This is a genomic window from Curtobacterium phyllosphaerae (genome assembly GCF_049341865.1).
Classification (GTDB): Bacteria; Actinomycetota; Actinomycetes; order Actinomycetales; family Microbacteriaceae; genus Curtobacterium; species Curtobacterium phyllosphaerae.
Genome location: NZ_JBMPIU010000006.1, coordinates 157,774 through 184,297, shown reverse-complemented (window position 1 = coordinate 184,297; position 26,524 = coordinate 157,774). Strand labels below are relative to the sequence as shown.

Below are 26,524 nucleotides of genomic sequence, written 5' to 3'. Positions count from 1 at the left end.
AGACACCGGGCCCGGGAAGGAACATCGGATGGCGACCGAGATCACCGAGGGCGGCCAGGCCACCCTCGACGCACGGGACCGCATGCGCGACCAGGACGCACCACTCGAGGACCGGTTCGACCCGGACTTCACCGACCACGACCCGGCACCCGGGCAGCCGTCCGACGGCAGCGGCATCGCGTGGTTCTGGGAGCGGTTCGGCGAGTCGTTCTCCGACCTCGAGCGCGACGTCATCGAGACGATCGCGACCCCGACGAAGATCGTCACCGTGATGGACCTCTCCGGCACGCACACCGGTGAGTTCATGGGGCACGCGCCGACGGGCAAGCGGTTCACGGTGCGGAACGTGCAGGTGATCGGCTACCGGGACGGCCGGGCGGTCGACCGCTGGGGTTCCACCGACCAGCTCGGGATCCTCCAGCAGCTCGGCCTCATCTAGGGCGGGCTGGCGCGGGGCGGGCGCCGGGTTCGGGGCGCCCGGCTCCGTGCGCCCGGCTCCGTGCGCCCTCACGCCGAGCGCACTCCGCCGCGCGCGCTCCGCCGAGAGGGCAACAGTGCCGCGTCCCCGGCTCGGACACGCGGCACAACTGCACGGTCGGTGCAGGGCGGCGGCGAGTGGGCGCAGGGCGGCGGCTCGGAGGGCAGGGCGGCGACCCGCGGAGCAGGGCGGTCCGAGCCGCTCAGCGCGGGAGGAGCCGCTCCGGCACGCCCGCCCGCCGGACGGCGATGCCGGCGAGGGTCGACACCGCCTCCGGGTCCCCGGCCCGCCACCGTTCCACGATCGACGGGTCCATGTCCCGGAGCGCTCGGGCATCAGCGTGCGCGAGGGCTCGCGCCGCGAGCGCCTCCTCCCCGAGCGGCGTCCTGAGCAATGCCCGGATCGCCGCCGCGCGCCGGATGAAGCCGCCTCGGCCGAACGCCCACAGTGCGAGGACGACGAGGCTCGGCAGGACCGTGATGACTAGTCCGACGAGGAGCGCCGTGTGCTCGGCGGCCGCCTGCTGGTCCCGTCCCGCGGCCGCGAGTCCGGCAGCGGCGTCACTCGCCTTCCGGAACGGTGCACCGAGCGCCTGCCCGCCGAACGGGATGTCCGCCAGACGCTTCGCCGCGTCGGACATGGTGGACTGGAACCCCGATCCGGCGGACTCCATCCGGACGCCCACCGCGCCGAGGGCGGCGATCGACCTGCCGACGGCGGTCCCGAGGACGATCGCGAGCACGATGACGACGATGGCGACAACGTCCGCCAGCACCTGTCGGATCCGTCGGGAGGGCGTGGTCGCGTAGAACTGCATGCTCCTGCCTACTCCGCACCTCGCTGCGGTCTGCGAGTCCGCGCGGTGCGATCCGCCGACCGTGCAGTCGTGCCCGGTGCTCCTCGCGGAGACGGGGCACGACTGCACGGTCGGCTCGGTGGCACCACGGTCGGCGGGAACGTCGCGGCTGTGGGTCGAAGTGCCGACATGACGGACGCTCAGGAGGGCCAGTAGCGTCGATCACCGGGGGCGGGTCTTCCCTGGGATCTGCCCCTGCACACGTCAGCGCGACACGGGCGTCGCGCGGAGCACGATAACGGGCGTCATGCGGAGCACGAGCACGGGCGTCACGCGCGGCCGGTCGGTCGGATCCGTCAGCAGCCTCCTCGTCGCCACCGCTCGCCCGCATCCGCCTTGCCCGCATCCGCTCGACCGCAGCCGCCTCGTCCGCATCCGCCCGGCCGCATCCGCCCCGTCCGCCGATGCGGAGCGCACGCTCGCGAGCCGCTGACCGCGGAGGTGCGGTCCGAGCATCACGCGGTCGAGCCTCCCGGCCGCCTCCATCGCGCGCGGAGCGGTCCCGCGACGTTCTTCGTCATCTTCTTCCAAACGTAACAATCGGGGGATGAATTAGCCTTACTGTAATCTTCTGTACAGCACCTCCCCGAGTTCGACGACGACGCACCCGATCGGTGCACGGAAGTGAAGAGGCAACCATGAGACAACGGAACCGGATCGCCGTGGCCGCGGTGACCGCTGCGGCAGCCCTGGTCCTCGCCGGCTGCAGCAACGGCGCGAGTGCCGGCTCCGACACGTCCTCCGGCGCGCACCCCAAGGGCGGCACGCTGACGATGGCACGGTCGGCCGACATCATCTCGATGGACAACACCACGACGTTCGACAACAACTCCATCCACGTGCAGCAGCAGATCATGGAGCCGTTGTTCAACGTCAGCGCCGACGGCAAGAAGCTCACGCCGTGGCTCGCGACGAGCTACGACATCTCGAGCGACAAGAAGGACTACACGATCCACCTCCGCAAGGGCGTGAAGTTCTCCAACGGCGACCCGATGACCGCCAAGGACGTCAAGTTCTCGATCGACGCCGACACCGCGACCGGGTCGTCCGGCTGGGGCTACATCAACGCCGCGATCGACACCGTCTCCGTGGTCGACGACGACACCGTCGACATCAAGCTCAAGTACGCGTGGGCACCGCTCATCGCGGACCTGTCCCTGTTCAGCAACGGCATCGTCCCGGCGAACTACGGCGGCGAGTCGAAGGAGGAGTTCTACACGCACCCGGTCGGCACCGGCCCGTTCGTCTGGGGCTCCTGGAAGAAGGGGCAGTCGCTGTCCCTCACGAAGAACGACGACTACTGGCAGTCCGGCAAGCCGTACCTCGACGGGGTCAAGTGGACCGTCGTCCCGGACGCGAACACCCGGAAGCTCCAGGTCCAGGGCGGACAGGTCGACATCGACGACACCCCGGACTGGTCGAGCCTCGCGTCGCTGAAGTCCGCGTCGGGCGTCAAGGCCGAGACGTTCGACTCGACGCAGCTCGACTACATCGCCTTCAACCAGACCCGGAAGCCGTTCGACGACGTGCACATCCGCCGGGCGATCGCCTACGCGATCGACCGCAAGGCCATGGTCAAGGCGGTCCTGTTCGGCAACGGCACGGCGGCGAACTCGCTGCTCTCCCCCGGCACCCCGTACTACGACAAGAACGCGGACGGCCCGACCTACGACGTGTCGAAGGCCAAGGCCGAGCTCGCGAAGTCCTCGCAGCCGAACGGGTTCACGACGACGCTGCTCATCCGGTCGGGTGACCCGAACCAGACGTCGATCTCGCAGATCATGCAGTCCGAACTGCAGAAGATCGGCATCACGATGAAGATCAAGCAGCTCGACCCGACCGCGAACAAGCAGGCGCGACTGGCCGGGGACTTCGACATGGCATGGTCCGCCTGGACGATGGACATCCCGGACCCCGACGAGTGGACCTCGTTCGCGGTCGACCCCGACGGCGGTTCCGACTCGGCCTTCACGCACTACGACAACCCGGAGGTCATCGCGATCAACCGGCAGGCGCAGCAGGAGACCGACCCCTCGAAGCGTCAGGAGCTGTACTCCGAGCTGCAGCAGAAGACGGGCGACGACGCGTTCCTCGCCTACCTCTACTACTCGCCGTACGTGTTCGCGACGACGGACGAGGTGTCCGGCTTCCACGTCACCCCGCTCGGCAACTACCAGCTCGAGGACGTCTCGAAGTCCAAGTAGCGGCGGCACCGCCTCCTCCCGAGACCCGGTGGGGTCCGGTCCTCCTGCCGGGCCCCACCGTCCCACCCTGCTCCATCTGCTCGCGAGCCCCGAAAGGCCGTCATGATCCATCGGCTCCGGTTCATCCCCGGTCGACTCGTCCAGGCGATCCCGGTCGCGTTCGGCGTCACGATCATCGTGTTCTTCCTGTCGCACCTGCTCCCCGGGAACGCCGCCCTCGCGCTCCTCGGCGAACGCGCGACGAAGGCGAGCGTCGCAGCCCTCACGAAGCAGCTCGGCCTGGACCAGCCGCTCTGGGAGCAGTACCTCCGGTTCCTCGGACAGATCCTGCACGGCGACCTCGGCACGAGCCTCACGTACCAGCTCCCCGTCGGGCAGCTCGTCATGCAGGCCGTCCCGGTCACACTGTCGCTGCTCGGGCTCGCGCTGCTCATGTCCCTGGTCATCAGCATCCCGCTCGCCGCGATGGCCGCGACCCGACCGAACGGCGGCCGTGACCTCGTCGCCCGCGGCTTCACCCTCCTCGGCCAGGGCATGCCGCAGTTCTGGGTCGGCATCATGCTCATCCTGCTGCTCGGCGTCACCGTCCGGGCGTTCCCCGTCGGCGGCTACGGCGACGGCGCGGGCGAGCACCTCTACTTCCTGTTCCTGCCGGCCCTGACGCTCGCGATCGCGATGTCCCCGACCATCATCCGCAGCCTCCGGGCCTCGATGATCGGCGTGCTCGAGTCGGAGTACGTCGGGACCGCCAAGTCGAAGGGGGCGTACGGGTTCCCACTGTTCCGCGACCACGTGCTCCGGAACGCCGCGATCCCGACGGTGTCGATCATCGGCGTCAATCTCGGGTACCTCGTCGGCGGCTCGCTCGTCATCGAGAAGGTGTTCGCGCTCCCCGGGCTCGGCTCGCTCATGGTGAACGCGATCTTCGCCCGCGACTTCCCGACGATCCAGGGCGTGACGCTCTTCGTCGCGATCTTCGTCGTCGTGGTCGGCATCCTCACCGACGTCGTCTACACGCTCCTCGACCCCCGGGTCGACCTCGCTGGAGGCGCAACCGCATGACGACCCCCACCGCCGCCCTCGTCGGGTTCAAGCAACGCCGCCGTGCGTCGAAGAGCCGGTCACTCCGCGCCTGGTACCGCAACGGGTCCCTCATGGCGGGCATCGTGATCACCGGCCTGCTCGTGCTCGTCGCGGTCCTCGCCCCGGTCATCGCCCCGTACGACCCGATCGAGCAGCATCTGCAGCAGGCCCTCGAGTCGCCGAGCGCGGCGCACTGGCTCGGCACCGACAAGTACGGCCGAGACGTCCTCTCCCGCCTCATCTGGGGCGCCCGGGTCGACCTCCGGGTCGGGTTCCTCGCGGTGCTCATCCCGTTCGTCGTCGGGAGCATCGTCGGTGCGATCGCCGGGTACGTCGGGGGCATCGTCGACACGATCCTGATGCGCATCGTCGACGTGTTCTTCGCGTTCCCCTTCTACATCATGGTGATCGTCCTGGTCTTCGTGCTCGGCGCCGGCGAGACGAGCATCTACCTGGCGATCGCCGCCGTGTCCTGGGTCTCGTACGCCAAGATCGTCCGCGGCGAGGTGATCGTCGCCCGCCAACAGGACTACGTCGTCGCGGCACGGCTCGGCGGGATGTCGCACTCGCGCCTCCTCGTCCGGCACATCGCCCCGAACGTGATGTCCCAGGCCGTGATCTACGCGATGAGCGACATCGTGATGGACATCATGGCGATCGTCACCCTCGGGTACCTCGGGCTCGGCATCGAGCCGCCGACCGCCGAGTGGGGCTCGATGATCGTCGACGGCCAGGAGTTCATCACCACCCAGTGGCAGCAGACGACGATCCCCGGACTCGTCGTGGTCGTCACGAGCCTCGGTCTGTCGTGGCTCGGCGACGGCATCAGCGACCTGCTCAGCCCGGACCGGAGGAAGTGACCGTGGACGACACGACCACCAGCACCAACGCCCAGACCCCGCTGCTCGAGGTCGACTCCCTGACCATCGGCATCCGTCGCCGCGGTCAGCAGGACGTCCGGATCGTCGAGGACCTGTCGTTCACGATCGCGGCCGGTCAGCGGTTCGGCATCGTCGGCGAGTCCGGCTCCGGCAAGTCCCTGACGCTCCGCGCGATCGCCGGGCTCCTGCCGAAGGGCGTCGAGGTGCTGTCGGGTGCCATCCGGTACGCCGGCCAGGACCTCGCCACCATGTCCGTCCACGCGCGACGCCGGCTCATGGGCCCGCAGATCGCGATGGTGTTCCAGGAGCCGATGACCGCGCTCAACCCGGTCATCCGCGTCGGTGACCAGATCGCGGAGGGCCCCAGGCGGTACCTCGGGCTCTCCCGCGCGGACGCGATGGACGTCGCCGTCGAGATGATGCGCCGCACCGGCATCCCCGACCCCGCACGTCGGCTCAAGGCCTACCCGCACGAGCTCTCCGGTGGCCTCCGCCAGCGCGTCATGATCGCGATGGCGCTGTCGTGCTCGCCCCGCCTGCTGCTCTGCGACGAACCGACCACCGCGCTCGACGTCACGGTGCAGCACCAGGTGCTCCAGCTCATCGAGGAGCTCTGCGAGGAGACCGGCACCGCGCTCGCGTTCGTCACGCACGACCTCGCGGTGGTGAACCAGACGTGCACCGACCTCGCGGTGATGTACGCCGGGCACCGGGTCGAGGCGGGGCCCGTCAAGGAGGTCTTCCGGGACCCGCGGCACCCATACACCCGCGGTCTCCTCGAGTCGGCGCCGGACTTCGACGACCCGGACCGCGAGCTCGTCCCGATCCCCGGGTTCCCGCCGAACCTCGCCGCGCGCCCGTCCGGCTGCCCGTTCGCTCCGCGCTGCCGCTTCGCGATCGAGGAGTGCACCACGGCGATGCCGCCGCAGGAGGACGTCGGCCCCGGCCGCACCGCTGCCTGCATCCGCACGCACGAGCTCGCGAAGGAGGCCGTCGCATGACCGAGCCGTCCAGCACCGAGCCGTCCAGCACCGAGGCGACCAGCGGGGGTACCGGCGCGACCGCCCTGCGGGATCGCAGGCCGACCGACGGAGCCGCCCCGGTCCTCCAGGCCATCGGCGTGACGAAGCGCTACCAACTCCCCACCACCGTCATCGACCGGGTCCGGAAGGCGGGCCGCACGGCCCTCACCGCGCTCGACGGGGTCGACCTGGAGCTCCGGAAGGGCGAGATCCTCGCCCTCGTCGGGGAATCCGGATCGGGCAAGTCGACGCTCGCGAAGATCCTCGTCGGGAGCGTCCCCGCATCGACCGGCAGCCTCGACGCCGACGGGTCGCCCGTGCCGGCGCGCCGCGACCGCGAGGCCGCGCGCCGCATCCAGATGGTGTTCCAGGACCCCTACTCGTCTCTGAACCCGCGGATCTCGGTCGGGTCGATGCTCCGAGAACTCCTGCTGCTCCACAAGATCGTGCCGCGGAACGAGGTGCGTGCCGAGAGCATCCGGATCCTCAACCTCGTCGGCCTCGAGGAGGACGCACTCGACGCCTACCCGAGCCAGTTCTCCGGTGGGCAGCGGCAGCGCATCGCGATCGCCCGTGCCATCGCCGTCCGGCCGGAGGTCCTCATCGCGGACGAACCCGTGTCGGCGCTCGACGTGTCGGTGCAGGCGACGATCCTCGAGCTGTTCGCAGAGCTCCGTCGGACGCTGGGGCTGAGCATCCTGTTCGTGGCCCACAACCTCGCCGTGGTGCAGCACCTCAGCGACCGGGTCGCCGTGATGTACCTCGGGCGGATCGTCGAGGTCGCGGACACCGAGGAGCTGTTCCGGAACCCCCGGCACCCGTACACGCGGGCGCTCATCGACTCGATCCCGCGGATGGGGGCGGAGAGCGTCAACGCGCGGCTCGCGCTGCAGGGCGACCCGCCGAGTCCGTTCGACATCCCGACCGGCTGCCGGTTCCACCCGCGGTGCCCGTACGCGGTGGACGCGTGCCGGTCGACCGACCCGTCGCTCGCGGCGGTGCCGCTGGTGCTGGGGCGGCGGCCGTCGCCCGACGGTCAGCCGTCTGCTGGTGATCGGACGGGAGGAACGGCCGCGTCCGCCTCGTCGGTCGCGACCTCCGCGCTCGGCCCCGGCGCGCACGTCGCCGCCTGCATCCGGTCCGACGAACTCGGCGACGTCGACCCACTCCGCGAGCCGGCGATCGAGCTCGACGACCCCGCCCTGACCCACGAGGACGTGCTCCTCGACCCCGCCGCGGGCGCACCGCACCACCAGGAAGAAGGCCGCGCATGAAGATCTGGATCTCGTACGACATGGAGGGCGTGGCCGGCATCGTCGACTGGGACCAGTGCCGCCCCGGGAGTCCCGCCTACCCGCTCGGCTGTGCGCTGCTCCTCGACGAGGTGAACGCCGCGATCGAGGGTGCCGTCGCCGGCGGTGCGACCGAGGTGCTGCTGAACGACTCGCACAGCACGATGTCGAACCTCGACCCGCGGCTCGTCGTGCACCCGGACAAGGTGCGGATGGTCACCGGCCGCCACAAGCCGCTGTACATGATGCAGGGGCTCGACGAGTCGGTCGACGGCGCGTTCCTGATCGGCTACCACGGCTCGATCTCCGGAGCACCGTCCACGATGTCGCACACCTACAACCCGCAGGTGTTCTCGGGGGCGCGCGTCAACGGGACCTGGGTCGGCGAGAGCGGGATCAACGCCCTCGTCACGTCGCACTTCGGCGTGCCGATCGCCCTCGTCACCGGCGACGAGGTCACCTGGGACGAGACGGAGCCCTTCGCCCCCGACGCCGAGCACGTGCTCACGAAGACGTCGATCACCCGCGCGAGCGCCGACAACCTGCACCCGACGGAGTCCTGCCGGCGGATCCGTTCAGCCGCCTCGACCGCAGTGTCGCGCGTCGGCTCGATGCGCGACCGGCCGATCGACGGCACCGCGACCCTCGAACTCGACGTGCAGACCGCCGACATGGCCGACGTCGCGACCTGGGTCGGCGGGGTCGACCGGATCGCCGACCGGACCGTCGCCATCTCCGGCGACGACCTGCTGTCCGTGTTCACCCGGTTCGTCGCCGTGAACTACATCACCCGTCAGGCCGGGGGTCGCTGAGATGGGGCAGCCCGGGCCCGGCGAGGAGTCGATCGCACCGCCGCGGGACACCGTCCTGTTCGAGGTCCCGCCGATCGGGGACTGGTCCCTCGCGCTGCACGGCGGTGCCGGCGGCCGGATCCAGGAGCTCGCGGCCGAGGAACGTGAGGCGTTCGAGGCCGGGCTCACCCGCGCCTGGGACGCCGGAGCCGCGGTGCTCGGCGGCGGCGGCACGGCCCTCGACGCGGTGTGCGCTGCGGTCGAACAGCTCGAGGACGACCCGCTGTTCAACGCCGGCCGTGGTGCCGCGCTCACGACGGACGGCGACGCGGAGCACGATGCCTCCGTGATGGACGGCGCGACCGGCCTGGCGGGGGCGATCGCCGCCTCCCGGCACGCCCGGAACCCGATCATGCTCGCCCGCGCCGTCATGGAGCGGTCCGCGCACCTCTTCCTCGTGCACCCGACGCGGGCGCTCGTCGACTCGTGGGGGCTCGCGACGGCGGAGCAGGACTACTTCGTGACCGAGGCCCGACGGGCACAGCTCGCCCGGATCCTCGGCGACGGTCTCGTCGCACCGCGGCACGGCACGGTCGGTGCGGTCGCTCGGGACGCCTCCGGGTCCGTCGCGGCGGCCACCTCGACCGGCGGCATGGCGAACCAGGAGGACGGCCGGGTCGGCGACTCCCCCGTGATCGGTGCGGGGACGTACGCGATGGACGGACAGGCCGCGGTGTCCTGCACCGGTGAGGGCGAGGCGTTCATCCGCGGGGTCGTGTCCTACGACATCGTCGCGCGGATGCGGTACCTCGACGCCGGGCTCGCGGACGCCGTCACCGCCACGATCGCCGAGGAGCTCACCGCCGAGCATGCCAGCGGCGGACTCGTGGCCGTCTCGGCGGACGGCCGGGTCGTCGTCGCACACAACTCCCCGACGATGTTCGCGGCGTTCCACGACGGCAGCGGGCTCGTGCTCCGGACCTGAGCGGTCACTCGTCCACAGCTGCCAGGCCGCTGCCGTTCTCCACAGGCGGGGCGGATCGCTGCCCCGCGGGGACCGAGACCTGGAAAGCTCTCGAACTGCGACCGACCCACCGACCTCCAGGAGGAACCCATGCCGATCAACGACGAGATCTTCGCGCGGATGGACGAGCTGAGTCCGGCCGAGCGCAAGGTCGCGCGGGCACTCCTGGCAGCGTGGCCGGGCGCGGGACTCGAGAGCGCGGCGAGCCTCGCACGCACCGCCGGGACGAGCACGCCGACCGTGCTGCGGCTCGCCAGTCGCCTGGGCTTCGGCAGCTACCCGGAGTTCCAGACGCGGATCCGCTACGAGATCGCCGACCACCTGAACAGCCCGCTGCGCCGATCGCAGGCAGGCATCGCGCACGGCGACGGCAGCACGCTCGGCCGCGCCATCGCCGACCGGATCGCGCTCGTCGGATCGCTCGCGACGAGCGTGCCGCCGAGCGAGTTCGACCGCGCCGTCGCCGTCCTCGCCGACCGCCCGAAGCACGTCGCACTGCTCGGCGGGTACTTCAGCCGGTACTTCGCGATGGTGCTCGCGGGGCAGCTCGACCAGATCCTGCCGAACGTGGACTTCGTCGCGGAACCACTCGGCCACGACGTCGGCACGTTCCTCCGGCTGGGCCGTGGCGGTGTCGCCGTGATCATGGACTTCCGTCGCCATGAGCTCGTCGCGCAGCAGGCCGCCGCCGCCGCGAAACGGCAGGGCGCGACCGTCGTGCTCATCACCGACACGTCGCTGTCGCCGGTCGTGGAGCACGCCGACGTCGTCCTGCCGGTCATGGTCGACGGCATCCCGTTCGACTCGATGACACCACTGCTCGTCCTGATCGAAGCGCTGGTCGAGGGTGTGCTCCGCGCCACCGGGCAGCGGGGCCTCGACCGGATGCGACAGTGGGAGGACTCGGTACGGATCACCCGCGCCTCGAGACCGGCGTCCGCCGACGGCTCCGACCCGGACCAGGGCGGATCCGGCACCGGCACCGGGCCGCGCGAGGTCGGTGCCGGAACACTCGATGCACACACATTGGCTCCGGTGGGGAGCGCGTCATGACCACGGACCGGAGTCCCGGGGCAGCACTCGCCGGGCAGGTCGCGGTCGTCACCGGTGCGGCGCAGGGCATCGGCTCCGCGATCGCGGACCGGCTCCAGTCGGACGGCGCAACGGTGCACCGGGTCGACCGCGACGACGTCGACCTCAGCGTCACCGCCGACACCGAGGCGTGGTTCGCACGGATCGGCCCGGTCGACGTCCTGGTCAACGTGGCCGGTGGGGTCGTCGGGCAGACGCACACCCCGATCGACGAGCTGACCGACGACGCCTGGGACGCCGTGTTCGCCGCGAACCTCACGACGACGCGGAACTGCACCCGCGCCGCCGCCCGGGTGATGAAACAGCGTGGGTACGGCCGGATCGTGATGATCGCCTCGGGTGCCGGCCGGAGCGTCAGCCTCACCGGCATCCAGGCGTACACGGCGTCGAAGGCAGCGCAGATCGGCTTCACCCGGCAGATGGCGCACGAGCTCGGACAGCACGGGATCACGGTGAACTGCATCGCGCCCGGGTTCGTCCTGTCGAACCCGACGACCCAGGCGCAGTGGGACTCCTACGGCCCCGACGGTCAGCGGGCACTCGTCGAGCGGATCGCTGTCCGACGCACCGGGACCGCCGCCGACATCGCCCGCGGGGTGTCGTTCTTCGTCGCCCCCGATGCCGGATGGGTGAGCGGACAGACGCTCTCCATCGACGGCGGGACCGCACTCTTCTGATGACCGACACCCCCGGGAGACACCATGACGAACCCTGACGCCACGACGGACGCCACCGGCCCGACGACGACTGCCGCTGCCGCCCGGCTCGCGGAGCTCGGCGAAGAGTACTTCGTCGCCGAGCACACCTACGACCCGTACAACGCGACGCTGCTCGGCATCGCGGAGTTCGACGGGCTCGCCGGCGACCCCTCGCGCGCGGCGAGCGACCGTGCCGCCGCGGCGCTCGGGGCCATCGCCGACGAGGCCGCTGCGCTGCCAGAGGCCGAGCTCGACGCGACACGACAGGTCGACCGCGACGTCCTCGTCGCTCTCGCCCGCGGTGCCGCCGAGGACGCGCACCACGCGCTCTGGGCCGCGAACGTGTCCGCCAAGGGGTACGTCAGCCGACAGGGGCTCGTGTTCCAGGCCGTCCCGACGATGACCGTCGCGGACCCGGACGCCGCCGACCGGTACCTCTCCCGACTCGGTGGCCTCGGCGCGATGTTCCGCTCCCTCGGCGAGCGCTACGCGGAGGAGCGCGCCGACGGACGCGTCCCCACGCGGATGGGTGTGGAGCACGCGATCGAGCAGCTCGACGGGTACCTCGGCCAGCCGCTCGAAGCCGACGCCCTGCTCGACCCGGTCCGCGGTGGCCACGGGACCGTCGCAGCGCTGTTCGACCGGGCGACGTCGCTGTTGGAGCAGGAGGTCCGGCCCGGCATGGCAGCGCTGGCGGACCGCCTGCGCACCACGATCCTCCCGTCCGCTCGTGACGACGACCACGTCGGCATCACCGAGGTCCCGGGCGGGGCGGAGGGCTACGCCGCCGCCGTCCGACGGCACACGACGACCGACCTGACGCCGGACGAGGTCCACCAGATCGGGCTCGACGAGCTCGAGATCCTCCGCGACGAAGCCGCCGCGATCGGCGAGCGCCTGTTCGGCGAGCGGGACTTCGCGGCGATCGCGGATCGGCTCCGCCAGGACCCGGCCCTCCGGTTCGCCACGAGCGACGAGATCATGGCCGTCGCGCACACCGCGCTCGACCGGGCCGAGTCCGTGCGGGACCGGTACTTCCCCGAGGACGACATCTCGGTGTGCGTCATCGAGCCGATCAACGAGATCGACGCCGCCTCGAGCGCCCTCGGCTACTACCAGCCGCCCGCGGTCGACGGTTCGCGGCCGGGCACGTTCTTCGTGAACGCGTCGGCGCCGGCCACCCACTACCGGTACGAGTACGAGGCCCTGACGTTCCACGAGTCCGTGCCCGGGCACCACATGCAGCTCGCGATGGCGCAGCGACTCGACATCCCGCGCTACCGTCGGCACCTCGACGTGGAGGCCTGCAGCTTCAACGAGGGCTGGGGGCTGTACTCCGAGCAGTTCGCGGACGACGCCGGGCTGTACTCCGACGACCTCTCGCGCCTCGGCATGCTCTCGATGCGCGCGGTCCGGGCCTGCCGCCTCGTCGTCGACACCGGCATGCACGCGAAGGGCTGGTCCCGGGAGCGCGCCGTGCAGTTCATGCTCGCGAACACCGCCACCACCGAGGAGCACGTCCGGAGCGAGGTCGACCGGTACATCGCCTGGCCGGGACAGGCGCTCGCGTACATGATCGGCCGGCGGGAGATCCTGCGGCTGCGATCCGGCGCACAGCAGGCCCTCGGCGACGCCTTCGACATCCGGGCGTTCCACGGGGCGGTGCTCGGCAACGGAGCCGTGCCGCTCACCGTCCTCGCCGGGGCCGTCGGCCGCTGGCAGGACGACGTCCTCGCCGCACGCTGAGACCCGCTGCGACACCGACTGCCCGACACACCCCGACCCTGAGGAGCCACCCCGTGGACATCACCATCATCGGCGCCGGCGCCATCGGCGGCACCATCGGCGCGCACATGGTCCGTGCCGGGCACGGCGTCCTGCTCGTCGACGCCGACGTCGACCACGTCAGAGCCATCAACGACGACGGACTCCACATCGAGGGACCGGTCGAGGAGTTCACCGTCCAGGTCGAGGCCGTCACCCCGGACGAGCTGGCGGCCCGAGTCGGCTCCGGCGGGATCGGGGCGGCCGTCGTCGCCGTGAAGAGCCTGCACACCGCATCGGCCGCCGCCCTCCTGCCCGACCTCCTCGCGCCGGACGGGTTCGTGCTCACCACGCAGAACGGCCTCACCGCGGACACCCTGTCCACCGCCGTCGGAGCCGAGCGGGTCGTCGCGAGCTTCATCAACGTCGGGGCGGACTACCTCGAGCCCGGGCGCATCCTGCAGGGCAACATCGCCGCGTTCCGGATCGGCGAGCTCGCGGGCGGCCCGATCACCCCGCGGGTCGGACTCCTCGCGGACTCGCTGCCGTACGCACTGCCGACCGACAACGTCCTCGGGTACCTGTGGGGCAAGGAGGCCTACGGCGCGATGCTCTGGGCCGGTGCGGTGTCCGACCTCACCATCGCCGACTCGCTCTCCCTCCCCCGGTACCGCGACCTCATGATCGCCGTCGCACAAGAGGCGATCGACCAGTCGCCCGTCCAGGTCGAGTCCTTCGACGGGTTCGAGCCCGACGACCTGCCCGGGTCCCTCGACCGCCTCGCCGCCTTCAACCGGCGGAGTGCGAAGGCCCGCTCGGGCATCTACCGCGACCTCATGGTCCGGAAGCGGAAGACCGAGATCGACGAGGTGCACAAGGACATCCAGGGGCCGGTGTTCGACCGGGTCGTCGCGATGATCCACGACATCGAGGAGGGCCGCCGCACGTGCGAGGTCCGGAACCTGGACGAGCTCGCGGACTTCGTCGCCGGGCGGTCCTGAACCGCCCGCCGACACCCGTCACCAACGAACGCACACCAGCACCACCACCAGCACCCATCAGCGAGGAGCAGCACCATGCGCGCAGCCGTCTACCGAGCCGCCGGGGACGTGACCGTCGAGGACGTTCCGGACCCGACCCTCCAGTCCGTGACCGATGCGGTCGTCCGCGTCCTCCGGTCCTGCATCTGCGGGTCCGACCTCTGGTCGTGGCGCGGCGTCATCCAGCGCCAGCCGGGATCGCGCCTCGGGCACGAGTTCATCGGCGTGGTCGAGGAGATCGGTGCCGACGTCCGCACAGTCGCGGTCGGTGACCTCGTCGTCGCACCCTTCCAGTGGTCCGACGGCACGTGCCCGGCGTGCCAGGACGGCATCCACACCCGCTGTGAGCACGGCGGCACGTTCGGCGCGCCCGGGACCGACGGCGGCCAGGGCGAGGCGGTCCGCGTGCCCGAGGCCGACGGGACGCTCGTGGTCGTGCCCGGCGGCGCGGACGAGTCCCTGTACCCGTCACTCCTCGCGCTGAGCGACGTCGCGGGGACGGGACTGCACGGGGCCGTCCTCGCCGACGTCACCGAGGGCTCCACGGTCGCGGTCGTCGGTGACGGCGCCGTCGGACTCGCGGCGGTCCTCGGTGCTCGGAACGTCCTCGGTGCCGAGCGCGTCATCCTGATGAGTCGGCACGAGGACCGAGCGGCACTCGGCCGGGCGTACGGTGCGACGGACGTCATCGCCGAGCGCGGTGACGAGGGCATCGCCGCCGTGCGGGAGCTCACCGGCGGACTCGGCGTCCGGCACGTCGTCGAGGCCGTCGGGACCCCGGAGTCGTGGGCGATGTCGATCGGCATGGCGCGGGTCGGTGGCACGATCGGCGCGGTCGGCGTCCCGCACACCAGCCCACAGCTCGGCATCTTCCAGCCGTTCGTGCAGCACCTGACGCTGCGGTTCGGCATCGCGCCGGTCCGCCGGTACCTGCCCGACCTGGTCGAGCGCACCCTCGCCGGGACCTACGACGCCGGTGCGGTGTTCGACCTGACACTCCCGCTCGACGAGGTCGCGGACGGGTACCGCGCGATGGACGAGCGCCGGTCGATCAAGACGATGCTCACCGCCTGACCACCCGCGCGGGCACGACCGAGCCCGGCGCCCCGGAGTAGCGTCCCAGCCATGCGCGGAGTGGGCCCGATCGACGAGCGGGGGCGGCTCGCGCTCGTCGGCTCCGGTCTGCTCGGTGCCGGGCTCGGCTTCTCCGTCGTGCTCGTGTTCCTCGTCGACGCAGGCGGCGATCCGTCCGTCCTCACCTCGATCGGACTGGCGGCCGCGCTCGCAGGTGCGGCCGTGGGCGTGGTGGTGCGGCTCTGGGGATGGCAGACCGATGGTGGCTACTCGACCGTCGCGGCCGTCACCCGGTGGCTCGGCGACCGACATGTCCCGGGCGACGTCCCGGCAGCTGAGTGGGTCCCGAAGCTCGAGCTGGAGGCACAGCGCCGGGAGTCCGCGATCGCCCGGGCGATCGGCAGCGCGTTCATCATCGGACTCCAGCTGTTCCGCCTGCCGCTCGGACACGGCACGGGTCATGTCGTGTCCCTCGTCCTGATCATCGCGATCTGGGGTGGCTCCGGGGTGTGGCAGCTGCTCGTGGTGCTCCCGAGGGCGAGGACCGCGGCGTCGATGCTCGCGAACGGTGTCCACGACCGGGAGGCCTCCCCGGAGGGGGATCCTGGGGAATGACGTCCACGGCGGACTCGGTGCCGCTCTCGCCCGACGTCTTCCCGCATCGCGACCCGTGCGCGCCCCGCCGACATCGATGACGAGTCGGCGCGATCACCCGTCTACTCATCTGGGTGACCGAGCTCGATCGCGTCTGTTGCGCTGGCTGCGATCTCCGCGTCGTGTGTCGCGATGACGACGGCCGCCCCTGAGGCTGCGAGTTCATCGAGATGATCGAGGACCAGTCGCGCGTTGGCATGGTCGAGGGCACTGGTGGGCTCGTCAGCAAGGATGACGCTCGGTTGTTTCACGAGCAGGCGCGCAAGCGCGACACGTTGTTGTTCGCCGCCGCTGAGATCGTGCACCCGGTCCATCGCACGCCCGGCGAGCCCGACTCGTTCCAACACTGCATCCGTTCGGGGCTGTCGACGTCGGCGCCGACCGCCGACGGTGCGAGCGATGTCGATGTTGGCCTGGACGGTCATGTCCGGGACGAGACCGAAGTCCTGGAAGAGGTACCCGAGGTGGTCGCGTCGAAGGAGGCGTGCACGGCGGAGGTTCTTGCCGGCCGTGGTGCCGGCGATGGTGATGGTGCCTGCGTCGAGGACGTCGAGGTGTCCGAGGCAGTCGAGAAGCGTGGACTTCCCCGAGCCGCTCGGCCCGGTCAGGGCGAGGATCTCACCCGCGGCGACCTGGAAGGTGAGATCTCGCCAGAGCATGCGGTGACCGCGACGTTTGGCGGCGTTCCGTACCGTGATCATCAGGATCCGTTTCCTCGATTCCTCATGACGGGATCGGCCGACCGCACGATCGCGGTGATGCTGGCGGCTGTCATGACCAGGACCGCGATGGCAGCGACCATCCCGCCGATGTCTGCACTCCGGGCGACCGGATCGAGGACCGAGTTCCGTCCGCTCCCGTCCGGGCGGAGATCCCACCAGGTGTTGACGACGACGACCGTGGCCACGCTGAACAGGGTGCTCTCGAGCAACAGGAGCGTGGCGTTCGCGCGTGCGAGAGATCGTCCGGCCGCCATGTCTGCGAACAGGCGCCGACCGTTCCGACGGCGGTGGGCTGCGGTGCCGAGCAGGGCCAGGACGACCGCGACGAGGGCACTGCTCAGAACCGTGGCGATCGACGTGCTCACGGCGATGCCGGCGTGTCGAGCTCGTTCGGCAGCGGCTTGTCCCACGGCGACGACCGCGCTGATCTCGTCGCCCAGGTTCGCGTCTCGAACAGCGCGATCCGCGGTGCTGGCCGACGAGAAGACGATGTCCCCAGTGGAGAGCCATGCACCGAGTTGGTCATCGGTGAACACCTGTGTGGGCTCGGGGACGACGACGAGCACCACGTCGGACAGCCACGGCTCCGAGGAAGGATCGCCCGGGTAGGTGTAGATCTGCCGCGGTCCGAGTTCTCCGCCTCCGATGTGCGCACGGGCCTGCGCCGACGCCCCGCGCAGCTCCCATCCCGTCAACGAACGGAGCAGCCTGCTTCGGGACAGATCGGCATCGGGCGATGTCCAGACAGCGATGTCGGGTCCGGCTGTGATCCTGGTGCCATCGGCGGCACGAACGTCCCGCTCGCTCAGGTACCCGACGTCGACGAAGAGTGCCGGCGCGGTGCGCTCACCGCTCCCCGTGGACACTTCGACGGCCGCCGACAGCAGGGCGTCGTGCCGTTCGAGCGCGCTGCGGGTCATCGCCTCGATGGGAGTCCAGAACTCCTGCGACTGGACTGCGCTGCCGGCATCTGGTGTCACCCAGAGCTGCACGGCCTCGCCGGCAGCCTTGATGTCGCGGTCGGCGTTCCCGGATCGAGCGGTGGCGATCGCCCCGGTGAGGTCGAACGCCGCTGCGATGAGCAACATGATCGCTGGCACTCGTGCGACCTGGGAGAGGAAGAGCATCGATCCGTTCGGGCGCTTCCCGCGGATCGTCGCTGGCAGGGGGCGCCGGCAGGCCATGACCGTGCCGAGCGTGTGCGCCATGACCACCGGCACCAGGAACACGACGGAGAGCACTGCCACGGACACCGCGAATGTCGGCCAGGCTGCCAGACCGTTGTAGAGCGGCAGCAGTACCGCGCTCGCTGCAGCGCCGACCGCGACGACGAGGATCGCCGTGCGGATCTCGCCGAGCTCGTCACGCAGTACTGCGGCTGTGCCGTGGCCGTGCAGACGTCGGATCGCGGTCCGCCGTGGTGCACCGATCGTCCCGGCCAGACAGAGGGTGACCGACCCGAGCACGAGCGCTCCGATCAGCGCAACGGAGCCGCGCAATCCGTCGACGATGCCGAGGACGGCGAGGGGTGCGATGCGTTCGGAGGTCACCTCGAAGCCGGCCGAGGTCAATGCGGCCACCGTGGCCTGTCGGGCGCGCTCGTCGCCGATGACGTCGTAGCGCCCAGTGGTGTCGTACCGATCGAGCGCCGACATCGGCAGTACGCGCGTCGTCATCGATCGCGAGAACTCCCGGTAGCCGTTCCGCAGCCACGCTGCCCCGTCGCTCGACGGTGCTCCTGTGACGAGCGCGACACGGCGATCCGTCGGCGCGGAGCGATCAGCGACGACCCGCGCGATCGTCGCATCGTGCGCCCTCGCCACTCGCTCCATCGACGACGCAACAACGCGGTTCGACGTCGAGCCGGTACCACTCGCGGCGGTCACCACCGACCGGACGCCGACGAGTCCGGCTTCGCTGAGGTTCAACGATCCGATGAACCCGAGGAAGAATGCCAGAAGCGGCGGAACGACGTACGCCAACCGCACCGATCGTGTGCTCATGATCTCCCGAGACAGCAATGACTGCCTTGAACAGGCCCGTTTCGGGCGCCACCAGCTTGGCGCATTGAAACATCAACGTCAACACCTCTTGTTTCTAAGTCAGAATCTCAGTTCGGCGAGCGCGCGGAGTGTCGGCGGCGGTACGCGCGGGCCGGACCCTCCCGCGCCCTCCCGTCGGGCCCTCCGCGCAACCCCCGCGTCCCCGATTCCCCGCGCGGGGCCGTCGCGATCTAGGCTGGCGTCTTCTCAGTCCGCGAACCCGGGAGCCCCCACCGCATGACCACCGCGACGTCCCGCCGGATCCTGCCCGCCGCCGACCGCTACTTCGAGATCACGACGCGAGGCTCCACCTGGGGCCGCGAGGTCCGGGGCGGCATCGTCACCTTCGTCACGATGGCGTACATCGTCATCCTCAACCCCTTGATCCTCGGCGGGTTCTCCGGGAACCAGGCCGCCAAGGACATCGCCGGTCACTGGTTGCAGAACGCGCAGGTCGGTGCGGTGACGGCGTTGACCGCCGGTGTCATGACGATCCTGTTCGGGGTCGTCGCCCGGCTGCCGTTCGGACTCGCCGCCGGCCTCGGGATCAACTCGTTCCTCGCCGTCAGCGTCGTCAAGGACGTCACCTGGCCGGAGGCGATGGGTCTCGTGGTCATCGAGGGCCTCGTCATCGTGGTGCTCGCCGCGACCGGACTCCGCTCCCTCATCTTCCGCGCGGTCCCGAACCAGCTGAAGACGGCGATCAGCGTCGGCATCGGCCTGTTCATCGCGTTCATCGGCCTCGTCGACTCCGGGTTCGTCCGGTCGAGCGGTGCGGCGTCCCCGCCCGTGCAGCTCGGCGACGACGGCTCGATCGTGACCCTGCCGACGATCACGTTCGTCATCGGTCTCGTCGTCATCGGGATCCTCGTCGCCCGGAAGGTCCCCGCTGCCCTGCTCATCGGCATCGTCGGGACGACCGTGATCGCGATCATCCTCGAGGCGATCTTCAAGGTGGGTCCGTCGCTCGGCACGAACCCCGCCGGCTGGAACCTGAACGCACCGGTCCTCCCGAAGGCGTTCGTCTCGCTGCCCGACCTGTCCCTCCTCGGCCAGTTCTCCTTCGGCGCGTTCGGTCGCATCGGCGGCGTCGCGGCGACGATGCTCGTCTTCACCCTCGTGTTCACGAACTTCTTCGACGCCATGGGCACGATGACCGGGCTCGCCAAGCAGGCCGACGTCGCCGCACCCGACGGCACCTTCCCCCGCCTCCGCCCCGCGCTCATCGTCGAGGGCATCGGCGCCGTCGCGGGTGGCGCATCGAGCGGGTCGTCGAACACGGTGTTCGTCGAGTCGGCCGCCGGCATCGGGGAGGGTGCCCGGACCGGGTTCGCCTCAGTCGTCACCGGGGTGCTGTTCCTCCTCGCGATGTTCCTGACACCACTGACGCAGGTGGTCCCGCTCGAGGTCGCCGCCGCTGCCCTCGTGGTGGTCGGCGCACTCATGGTGTCGCAGATCCGGACCATCGACTGGTCGGACTTCTCGGTGTCGCTGCCGGTGTTCCTGACGATCATCGTGATGCCGCTGACCTACTCGATCGCGAACGGCATCGGCGTCGGCTTCATCGCCTGGGTGCTCGTCCGCTCGTTCTCCGGCAAGGTGCGGGGAATCAGCCCGCTGCTGTGGATCGTCGCGGTCGGCTTCGTCGTCTACTTCGCCCGGGGTCCCATCCAGGCCTGGCTCGGCTGACGCCCCCAGTCCCGCGAAACACCAGCTCGGCCGCAACGCGCAGCGTCATCCCCCTGCGCCGAGCGGCCGACTCGGTGTTCCGCGGACGGGACCTAGGGCAGGGGCGGCATCGCGCGGATCAGCACGCCCTCGCCCACCAGCTCCACCTCGCCGACGCCGAACGGGACGAGGACCGTGTCCCCGGCCACGACCGAGAGCGAGCCGCCGCCGTACCGCACGTCGAACACCCCCTCGGTCACGACCAGGATGCCGTAGGCCGCCTCGAGCCTCGACGATCCCGAGACATGGACGCGCTCGGCCCGGAAGAAGCGGTCGGCAGCGGGCGGGAACAACTGCTCCGCGTCGGCACGGAGCGGACGCGGAGCAGCGGCGAGGGATGCGATCTCGCCCGTGTCCCAGGCACGCCGGTCGAGCGCGGCGAGCGCCGTGGCGGGGTCGATCCCGAGCGTGGCGTCGTCGACCGTGAGCCCGTCGTACCCGTCCCACTCGAGCAGGATCGAGAGGTCGGTCGGCTGCTGCAGCTCGACGAGGGTGATCCCCGGGCCGATCGCGTGCGGCACGCCCGCAGGGACGAGCAGCGTGCTCCCCACGGCGAGCGGAACCCGATGCATCGCACCGAGCATCGCGTCGACGTCCTGCTCGGCGAACCACCGGGCGGCCTCCTCGGACGGGACCGGCCGGTGGAAACCGACCGCCGCGAACCCGTCGACCCCGTCCTCCACCGCGATGATCGCCCACGCCTCCGTCTTGCCCCGCGGCTCGTGGAGGTGCCGGGCGGCGAACTCGTCCGACGGGTGCAGGTGCACGAACAGCCGCTCGCCCGTGTCGAGGAGCTTCACGAGCAGCATCGGGTCGGCGCCGTACGCAGCGACGTGCTCGGGTCCGAGGAACGCCGCCGGATCACCGACGATCGCGTCACGGAGCGTCAGCCCGGGTTCGAGGGTGGTGAGCCCGACGGTCGCGGACCCGTGCACGGTCGTCGTGGAGCCGACGAAGTCCTCCGGCGTGTGCGGATCGCCACCGTCGTGCTCGCGACGGCGGAACGAGGCGATGCCCGCGCCGCCCCGGTAGGGCCGGTCGGCCGGCTGGTTCGGCTCGAGCACCGTCGGCACGGCTGCCCAGCGGCTGGACGCGGATCGAGGTGGTCGGGTGGCGTCGCGATCTGGAGCAGTCATGGTGCATCGAAGCGTAGACGCCGGCCCTCCGCCACCTGCTCCGTTCTGCACGACACGTGCGTTGGGGGTGCGGAACGCCGGACGGGAGGCGCGGTGCCAGCTCGCCCCGTGCCTCCCGTCCGGCGGGTGGCCCGGTCAGAAGCGGGCGGTGCGGCGGAGCGCTCGTGGGCGGCCGTCCGGGTCGACCGCCAGGCGACTGACCGGCCCGGCCCACAGGCGCTGGAGCGCGGTGACCGGCTCGGGCTGGTGATGCCGGACGCGACCGGTCGGGCGCTCACGCGGGTACCCGTCCTCGTGCCAGTGGTCGAGCGTGTCGGCCGACCGGTTCCACAGCGCGAACGCGGCGTCGACGTCGAGGTCCCGCAGCTCCTCGGCATCGATCGCGAGGTGCTCCCACCACAGCTGCAGACGGAGATCGCGTGCGAGCGGCGAGGTCCCGCCACCGTCCTCACCGTCGAGGACCGCGCACGTGAGCTCGCTGTCCGTCGTCCACGAGCGGCGGTTGAAGTTGTCCGACCCGCACGTCATCCAGGTGTCGTCGACGACGCACACCTTGGCGTGGATGTAGATCGGCGTCCCGGCCTCGTTCTCCAGGTCGAACACCCGGAACCGGTCCCCACCGGCTCGCCGGAGCATCCTGATCGCGTCGACCTGGCCGATGCGGCTCGGGGGTCCGGCGAGCGCCCCGTCGGAGTTCGGGTACCGCGGGACGACCGCGATCACCCGGAGTGCGGGTGTCTTCCGGAGCGCGTCGGCGATGCCGGCGGCGATCTCGCGGGACCACAGGTACTGGTCCTCGATGTAGATCAGGGACTGCGCCCGCGCGAACGCCTTGCCGTAGGCACGCGCGATGCTCCGCTCGCCGTCGGGCGCGAACGGGAACGGTGGCCGCTTGTGCCCGTAGGTGCGGAGCAGCTGGACCGCGTGCGGTCCGGCCGGCGGCGGGGGTGGCGTCGCCTCGGGCAGGGGCTGCGGACGGCGCGGCATCCGGGCCAGGCGCTGCAACAGCATCCGGTAGGGGTTGCGGTGGTCGAGCGGGGTCGGGTCGTTCCACCGCTCGGCGAAGATCGCGAGCACGTCGGTGACGACCGGTCCCCGGAGTTCGAGGGCCGCGTCGTGCCACGGCGGGGTGTCGCCGTAGCGCGGGTCCAGGCTGAGCGCCTGCGGGTCGCCGCCGTGCTCGGCATCGTCGCGCCGGCTGTGGCAGAGGTCGATCCCGCCGACGAACGCGACGTCGCGGCTCGGGTCCTCGCTGTGGCGGAGGACGAAGAACTTCTGGTGGTGGGACCCGAACGGCTTGACGCGCTGGTCGAGCAGGACCTCGCCACCGGCGTCGTTGACCTCGCGACCGAGCATGTCGTTCGCCCGACCACTGATGGACGACGACAGCTTCTCGCCGTGCGACCGCCATAGGAGACCGCGCACCTGCACCCCGCGTCGGGCGAGCTGGGCGAGGAGGTCCCCGATGGTCGGCCCGTCCGGCAGGAGTCGCTCGTCGGCATCGCCGCGCCAGTCGGTGAACCAGACGCTGTCCCCGGCGTCGAGCGCAGAGAGCTCCTCGTGGAGGCGGGCGAAGTACGGCGCGCCGTGCACGATCGGACGGACGGCATTGCCCGTCGACCACGACGTGCCGTCACCGTCCGCGTCCGCGTGGACGTCCGTCGCGAGGTTGCCGCGCTCGGTACCGCTCAGGAACCACTCGCCCAGGTCATCACGCACGTGTCGCACACTACGGGACCGGGACGACGTCGCCACCGCCATCCGGGCAGCCTGAGCGGTCTTGCATCGTTCGATGCAACTCCCGCAGGTGCGTCCTTCCGCCGGTCGTCCGGGCGCATGCCGGTTCCTAGCGTGGATGCCATGACGAACACCACCGAACGAGCAGGTGTCCGCGGCCTCGTCGCCCGGAACCCGCTCCGCACGTTCTTCGTGCTCGCACTCACGCTCAGCTGGCTGGCCTGGGTGCCGTACATCCTCTCCCCGCACGGTCTCGGGGTGTGGGACCTGCGCTTCCCGGAGTTCCTCGGCTCGGCGCAGTTCACCGGCGTCCTCCCCGGGGCCCTCCTCGGTCCGCTCGGCAGCGCGTTCCTCGTGACGGCGGTCGCCGACGGTCGCGCCGGACTGCGCCGGTGGGTGGGCCGACTCTGGCGGTGGCGGGTCGCCTGGTACTGGTACGCCCTCGCGCTCGTCGGGGTCCCCGCGCTCATCGTCGTGACCGGGCTGCCGTTCGCGGGTGGCGACGTGCACGCACCGACGGCGCTCGCACTCGCCGCCCTCGTACCCGGACTCGTCGTGCAGCTGTTCACGACCGGTCTGTCCGAGGAGCCGGGCTGGCGCGACTTCGCCCTGCCTCGCCTCCAGTCCCGGTTCGGCCCGCTCGGGGCCGCCGCCGTCCTCGGGCCTGTCTGGGCCCTCTGGCACATGCCGCTCTACCTCAGCGACTGGGGCGGATGGCCGACGGCGCCGTGGACGGACCCGCTCGTCTTCGCGGCGTTCACCATCACCTTCAACGTCGTGATGATCTGGGTGTTCAACCGCACCGGGGAGAGCCTGCCGCTCGCGCTGCTGCTGCACGTCGGCGTGAACAACACCATCTCGACGCTCTGGGCGGAGATGTACCCGACGATGACGGCGAGCACGATGATGCACGGCCTCACGATCGTGTCGACCACGGCCGCGGTGGTGCTCCTCGTCGCGACCCGTGGGCGCCTCGGGCTCCCGCGTGACCGGAGCGGTCACCCGGACCTCGTTCCCTCGGCGGCGGCGCCCGTCCTCGTAGGATCGCACCATGGCACTCGCTGAGGTCGGCGCACGGCGTCGCCGGACGGACGTGCTCGTCGCGGTCGGGACCGCGGTCCTCTCCCTCGGGCTCGTGCTCGGACTGCCCCCGCTCGACACCGCCGACCTCGACGGCCCGGGGACCGGCGGCTCGACGGTGTACCCGGCGGTCGCGACCCTGCCGTGGGTGCTCTGCGTCCTCGCGCTGCTCGCTCAGTCCGCCGTCCTGACGGTCGCCTCCCGGACGCCGCGGACCACGCTCGTGGTCGTCGCCGCGATCGCCGCCATCGCCGCGGTCGCGCCGAGCTCCCTGTACGGGCTCGTCGTCCTGCCGGTCGTCGTCGCCGTGGTCCTGCTCGGTCTGCGGCTCCCGCTCGCTCGGCTGTGGCCGGCGCTCGTCTCCGCCGGGGTGCTCGTCGCCGTCGGCACCGCGGTCGACGACGCCGCCGCATCCGGCTCGTTCCGCGCCGGATGGGGTCAGGGCATCGCCGGTTCCGGCGGACACGGCGTCCTGCAGGCCCTCAGCGCGGTCGCCCTCCCGCTCCTGGTGGTGCTCGTGATCCGCTCCCGCCGCGACGTCCGGGCTGCCCGCACCGCCGAGGCCTCCGCAGTCGACCGCGAACACGACGCCCGGCTCGAGGCCGCGATCTCCCGTGAACGCAGCGCGATGGCGAGGGAGCTGCACGACATCGCCGCACACCACCTGTCCGGGATCGCCCTCATGTCGGCGGTGATCGACCGGCAGATCGACTCGGACCCGGAACGGGCGCACGAGGGGGCCCGACAGGTGCGGGAGCAGAGCACCGCCGTCCTCGAGGACCTCCGCCGACTGGTCGGGCTGCTCCGCGAGGACGGTCCCGCCGAACGTGCGGTCGAGACCGTGCCGGGGATCGTCGACCTCGTCGAACAGTCCCGGTACCGCAGCGCGGTCGAGCTCGTCGTCGAGGTCGGACCGGAGCGCCCGCTCGCGGACGGCATCGGTCCGCTGGCGCAGCTCGCGGCGTACCGGACCGTGCAGGAGTCGCTGGCGAACGCCGCCCTGCACGCGCCCGGCGCGACGAGCACGGTGACGATCGACGACCGTGGTGCGGACCAGCTCGTGGTGCGCATCGACACCGGTCGACCGACGATGGCCCCGCCCGCGCCGACAGGCGCGGCGAGTGGGAGTGGAAGCGGGAGCAGGAGCGGGAGCGCGAGCGGGAACGGGCTCCGCGGGATGCGGGAGCGCGCCGAGCTGGTCGGGGCCTCCCTCGAGGCGGGACCGCGCGACGGCGGTGGGTGGTCGGTGGTCCTGGTGCTCGACCGGGAGGCACGGCTCGACGCCGCGACGTCCGGTCCGGGCGTGCAGACTGCCGCGGCCCCGGCAGCGGCTCCCGCCACGGCTCCGGCGGCTCCGGCCCCAGCGGCGGCTCCCGCGGCTCCGACCGACCGGGAGGACCGACCGTGAACGACGTCATCCGGGTCCTCGTCGCGGACGATCAGCCGCTCGTCCGCGCCGGGGTGTCCGCGCTGCTCGACGCGGAGCCGGACATCGAGGTCGTCGCCGTCGCCGCGGACGGGGGCGAGGCGCTCGCCCTCGCCCGGAGCACCCGTCCGGACGTGGCATGTCTCGACATCCGGATGCCCGTGCGGAACGGCATCGAGGTCGCCCGCGAGCTCTGTGCACCCTCCGCCGATCCCGCCGTGCCGGTGCTCATGCTCACGACGTTCGACATGGACGACCACGTGTTCGGCGCGCTCGAGGCGGGGGCGTCCGGTTTCCTGCTCAAGGACGCCGAGCCGGACGTCATCGTCGGAGCGGTCCGACAGGTGGCCGCGGGCAACGGGACACTCGACCAGGCGCTCACCCGGCGGGTCCTCCACGAGTTCGTGACACGGCGGAGCCTGCAGCCCGTGACCGGCGACCAGGCGGACGGGGTGCTCACAGCCCGGGAGCGGGACGTCCTGTTGCTGCTCGCCCAGGGCATGTCGAACGAGGAGATCGCCGCGACGCTCGTCGTCGAGGTGTCGACCGTCAAGTCGCACCTCGCGCGGATGCTGCCGAAGCTCGGGGTGCGGTCACGACTGCAGGCGGTGGTGTGGGCCTACCAGAACCGGGTCGTGGCGATCCCGGAGCCCGACCGGCCCTGACCACCCGGCCGTGTCCGACCATCTCGATCTGCCCG

Annotated in this window: 23 protein-coding genes; 18 read left to right on the top strand and 5 right to left on the bottom strand. The window is 71.2% G+C overall.

Translation table 11 applies throughout. The features are described from left to right. Positions 1-28: 28 nt before the first annotated feature. Positions 29-439 (top strand): ester cyclase, encoded by a 411-nt coding sequence (locus ACO0E0_RS12640; protein WP_422871786.1) that lies wholly within the window; start codon positions 29-31, stop codon positions 437-439. 241 nt (positions 440-680) lie between these two features. On the opposite strand, the gene ACO0E0_RS12635 is transcribed toward ACO0E0_RS12640, so the two are convergent. Beyond that, positions 681-1,295: a hypothetical protein gene (locus tag ACO0E0_RS12635; protein ID WP_422871785.1), complete on the bottom strand. Its 615-nt coding sequence runs from the start codon at positions 1,293-1,295 to the stop codon at positions 681-683. Positions 1,296-1,972: 677 nt separating this feature from the next. Here ACO0E0_RS12635 and ACO0E0_RS12630 point away from each other — a divergent pair. From ACO0E0_RS12630 to ACO0E0_RS12570, 13 genes are all read left to right on the top strand, one after another. Continuing rightward, complete coding sequence (locus ACO0E0_RS12630) at positions 1,973-3,538, top strand: ABC transporter substrate-binding protein (protein ID WP_422871784.1); 1,566 nt, start codon at positions 1,973-1,975, stop codon at positions 3,536-3,538. Positions 3,539-3,640: 102 nt separating this feature from the next. Continuing rightward, positions 3,641-4,600 carry an ABC transporter permease gene (locus ACO0E0_RS12625; protein ID WP_422871783.1) on the top strand — a complete coding sequence of 320 codons (960 nt, stop codon included), beginning with the start codon at positions 3,641-3,643 and terminating at the stop codon, positions 4,598-4,600. Further along, complete coding sequence (locus ACO0E0_RS12620) at positions 4,597-5,481, top strand: ABC transporter permease (protein WP_422871782.1); 885 nt, start codon at positions 4,597-4,599, stop codon at positions 5,479-5,481. The genes ACO0E0_RS12625 and ACO0E0_RS12620 overlap by 4 nt, the downstream gene beginning before the upstream one ends. Before the next feature lie 2 nt (positions 5,482-5,483). Further along, positions 5,484-6,503 (top strand): ABC transporter ATP-binding protein, encoded by a 1,020-nt coding sequence (locus ACO0E0_RS12615; RefSeq protein ID WP_422871781.1) that lies wholly within the window; start codon positions 5,484-5,486, stop codon positions 6,501-6,503. After that, entirely contained in the window at positions 6,500-7,798 is a 1,299-nt protein-coding gene (locus tag ACO0E0_RS12610) for an oligopeptide/dipeptide ABC transporter ATP-binding protein (RefSeq protein ID WP_422871780.1), read from the top strand. Before ACO0E0_RS12615 ends, ACO0E0_RS12610 begins: the two co-directional genes overlap by 4 nt. Beyond that, on the top strand, positions 7,795-8,628 hold the full coding sequence (locus ACO0E0_RS12605) for a M55 family metallopeptidase (protein ID WP_422871779.1): 834 nt from the start codon (positions 7,795-7,797) through the stop codon (positions 8,626-8,628). The genes ACO0E0_RS12610 and ACO0E0_RS12605 overlap by 4 nt, the downstream gene beginning before the upstream one ends. A gap of 1 nt (position 8,629) precedes the next feature. Then, positions 8,630-9,592 carry an isoaspartyl peptidase/L-asparaginase family protein gene (locus ACO0E0_RS12600; RefSeq protein WP_422871778.1) on the top strand — a complete coding sequence of 321 codons (963 nt, stop codon included), beginning with the start codon at positions 8,630-8,632 and terminating at the stop codon, positions 9,590-9,592. A gap of 129 nt (positions 9,593-9,721) precedes the next feature. After that, a complete protein-coding gene (locus ACO0E0_RS12595; protein ID WP_422871777.1) occupies positions 9,722-10,684 on the top strand; it encodes a MurR/RpiR family transcriptional regulator in 963 nt (320 codons plus the stop codon). Beyond that, the gene (locus ACO0E0_RS12590; RefSeq protein ID WP_422871776.1) at positions 10,681-11,400 is read left to right on the top strand and encodes an SDR family NAD(P)-dependent oxidoreductase; all 720 of its coding nucleotides are present in this window, start codon (positions 10,681-10,683) and stop codon (positions 11,398-11,400) included. Before ACO0E0_RS12595 ends, ACO0E0_RS12590 begins: the two co-directional genes overlap by 4 nt. Before the next feature lie 24 nt (positions 11,401-11,424). Next, positions 11,425-13,167, top strand: a complete 1,743-nt coding sequence (locus ACO0E0_RS12585; RefSeq protein ID WP_422871775.1) for a DUF885 domain-containing protein — start codon at positions 11,425-11,427, stop codon at positions 13,165-13,167. 53 nt (positions 13,168-13,220) lie between these two features. Further along, complete coding sequence (locus ACO0E0_RS12580; RefSeq protein WP_422871774.1) at positions 13,221-14,186, top strand: ketopantoate reductase family protein; 966 nt, start codon at positions 13,221-13,223, stop codon at positions 14,184-14,186. A 75-nt stretch (positions 14,187-14,261) separates the two neighbouring features. Then, on the top strand, positions 14,262-15,299 hold the full coding sequence (locus ACO0E0_RS12575; RefSeq protein ID WP_422871773.1) for a zinc-binding dehydrogenase: 1,038 nt from the start codon (positions 14,262-14,264) through the stop codon (positions 15,297-15,299). 51 nt (positions 15,300-15,350) lie between these two features. Continuing rightward, positions 15,351-15,914 (top strand): hypothetical protein, encoded by a 564-nt coding sequence (locus ACO0E0_RS12570; protein ID WP_422871772.1) that lies wholly within the window; start codon positions 15,351-15,353, stop codon positions 15,912-15,914. 101 nt (positions 15,915-16,015) lie between these two features. Here ACO0E0_RS12570 and ACO0E0_RS12565 read toward each other — a convergent pair whose 3' ends face one another. Beyond that, on the bottom strand, positions 16,016-16,612 hold the full coding sequence (locus ACO0E0_RS12565) for an ABC transporter ATP-binding protein (protein WP_422871771.1): 597 nt from the start codon (positions 16,610-16,612) through the stop codon (positions 16,016-16,018). A 41-nt stretch (positions 16,613-16,653) separates the two neighbouring features. Further along, positions 16,654-18,678 (bottom strand): hypothetical protein, encoded by a 2,025-nt coding sequence (locus ACO0E0_RS12560; RefSeq protein ID WP_422871770.1) that lies wholly within the window; start codon positions 18,676-18,678, stop codon positions 16,654-16,656. A gap of 276 nt (positions 18,679-18,954) precedes the next feature. Here ACO0E0_RS12560 and ACO0E0_RS12555 point away from each other — a divergent pair, with 276 nt between their 5' ends. Continuing rightward, positions 18,955-20,406 (top strand): NCS2 family permease, encoded by a 1,452-nt coding sequence (locus ACO0E0_RS12555; protein WP_422871769.1) that lies wholly within the window; start codon positions 18,955-18,957, stop codon positions 20,404-20,406. A gap of 92 nt (positions 20,407-20,498) precedes the next feature. On the opposite strand, the gene ACO0E0_RS12550 is transcribed toward ACO0E0_RS12555, so the two are convergent. Continuing rightward, a complete protein-coding gene (locus ACO0E0_RS12550) occupies positions 20,499-21,581 on the bottom strand; it encodes a class I mannose-6-phosphate isomerase (protein ID WP_422871768.1) in 1,083 nt (360 codons plus the stop codon). 135 nt (positions 21,582-21,716) lie between these two features. Next, on the bottom strand, positions 21,717-23,300 hold the full coding sequence (locus ACO0E0_RS12545) for a phospholipase D family protein (protein WP_422871767.1): 1,584 nt from the start codon (positions 23,298-23,300) through the stop codon (positions 21,717-21,719). A 141-nt stretch (positions 23,301-23,441) separates the two neighbouring features. Between ACO0E0_RS12545 and ACO0E0_RS12540 the strand changes: the two genes are divergently transcribed. Genes ACO0E0_RS12540 through ACO0E0_RS12530 form a run of 3 tightly spaced genes read left to right on the top strand, consistent with a single transcriptional unit; the run spans position 23,442 to position 26,489 of the window. Then, positions 23,442-24,383, top strand: coding sequence for a CPBP family glutamic-type intramembrane protease (locus ACO0E0_RS12540; RefSeq protein WP_422871766.1), 942 nt, complete (start codon positions 23,442-23,444; stop codon positions 24,381-24,383). Beyond that, the gene (locus ACO0E0_RS12535; protein ID WP_422871765.1) at positions 24,370-25,806 is read left to right on the top strand and encodes a sensor histidine kinase; all 1,437 of its coding nucleotides are present in this window, start codon (positions 24,370-24,372) and stop codon (positions 25,804-25,806) included. The genes ACO0E0_RS12540 and ACO0E0_RS12535 overlap by 14 nt, the downstream gene beginning before the upstream one ends. After that, positions 25,803-26,489, top strand: a complete 687-nt coding sequence (locus ACO0E0_RS12530; RefSeq protein ID WP_422871764.1) for a response regulator — start codon at positions 25,803-25,805, stop codon at positions 26,487-26,489. The genes ACO0E0_RS12535 and ACO0E0_RS12530 overlap by 4 nt, the downstream gene beginning before the upstream one ends. Positions 26,490-26,524: the final 35 nt, after the last annotated feature.

What these genes read in the sequence shown, in the direction of transcription:
- ACO0E0_RS12535 (WP_422871765.1), top strand. Translation starts at nt 24,370, where the DNA reads ATGGCACTCGCTGAGGTCGGCGCACGGCGTCGCCGGACGGACGTGCTC.
- ACO0E0_RS12610 (WP_422871780.1), top strand. Translation starts at nt 6,500, where the DNA reads ATGACCGAGCCGTCCAGCACCGAGCCGTCCAGCACCGAGGCGACCAGC.
- ACO0E0_RS12590 (WP_422871776.1), top strand. Translation starts at nt 10,681, where the DNA reads ATGACCACGGACCGGAGTCCCGGGGCAGCACTCGCCGGGCAGGTCGCG.
- ACO0E0_RS12600 (WP_422871778.1), top strand. Translation starts at nt 8,630, where the DNA reads ATGGGGCAGCCCGGGCCCGGCGAGGAGTCGATCGCACCGCCGCGGGAC.
- ACO0E0_RS12620 (WP_422871782.1), top strand. Translation starts at nt 4,597, where the DNA reads ATGACGACCCCCACCGCCGCCCTCGTCGGGTTCAAGCAACGCCGCCGT.
- ACO0E0_RS12635 (WP_422871785.1), bottom strand. Translation starts at nt 1,295, where the DNA reads ATGCAGTTCTACGCGACCACGCCCTCCCGACGGATCCGACAGGTGCTG.
- ACO0E0_RS12625 (WP_422871783.1), top strand. Translation starts at nt 3,641, where the DNA reads ATGATCCATCGGCTCCGGTTCATCCCCGGTCGACTCGTCCAGGCGATC.
- ACO0E0_RS12540 (WP_422871766.1), top strand. Translation starts at nt 23,442, where the DNA reads ATGACGAACACCACCGAACGAGCAGGTGTCCGCGGCCTCGTCGCCCGG.
- ACO0E0_RS12595 (WP_422871777.1), top strand. Translation starts at nt 9,722, where the DNA reads ATGCCGATCAACGACGAGATCTTCGCGCGGATGGACGAGCTGAGTCCG.
- ACO0E0_RS12630 (WP_422871784.1), top strand. Translation starts at nt 1,973, where the DNA reads ATGAGACAACGGAACCGGATCGCCGTGGCCGCGGTGACCGCTGCGGCA.
- ACO0E0_RS12570 (WP_422871772.1), top strand. Translation starts at nt 15,351, where the DNA reads ATGCGCGGAGTGGGCCCGATCGACGAGCGGGGGCGGCTCGCGCTCGTC.
- ACO0E0_RS12585 (WP_422871775.1), top strand. Translation starts at nt 11,425, where the DNA reads ATGACGAACCCTGACGCCACGACGGACGCCACCGGCCCGACGACGACT.
- ACO0E0_RS12605 (WP_422871779.1), top strand. Translation starts at nt 7,795, where the DNA reads ATGAAGATCTGGATCTCGTACGACATGGAGGGCGTGGCCGGCATCGTC.
- ACO0E0_RS12640 (WP_422871786.1), top strand. Translation starts at nt 29, where the DNA reads ATGGCGACCGAGATCACCGAGGGCGGCCAGGCCACCCTCGACGCACGG.
- ACO0E0_RS12555 (WP_422871769.1), top strand. Translation starts at nt 18,955, where the DNA reads ATGACCACCGCGACGTCCCGCCGGATCCTGCCCGCCGCCGACCGCTAC.
- ACO0E0_RS12560 (WP_422871770.1), bottom strand. Translation starts at nt 18,678, where the DNA reads ATGAGCACACGATCGGTGCGGTTGGCGTACGTCGTTCCGCCGCTTCTG.
- ACO0E0_RS12565 (WP_422871771.1), bottom strand. Translation starts at nt 16,612, where the DNA reads ATGCTCTGGCGAGATCTCACCTTCCAGGTCGCCGCGGGTGAGATCCTC.
- ACO0E0_RS12575 (WP_422871773.1), top strand. Translation starts at nt 14,262, where the DNA reads ATGCGCGCAGCCGTCTACCGAGCCGCCGGGGACGTGACCGTCGAGGAC.
- ACO0E0_RS12550 (WP_422871768.1), bottom strand. Translation starts at nt 21,581, where the DNA reads ATGACTGCTCCAGATCGCGACGCCACCCGACCACCTCGATCCGCGTCC.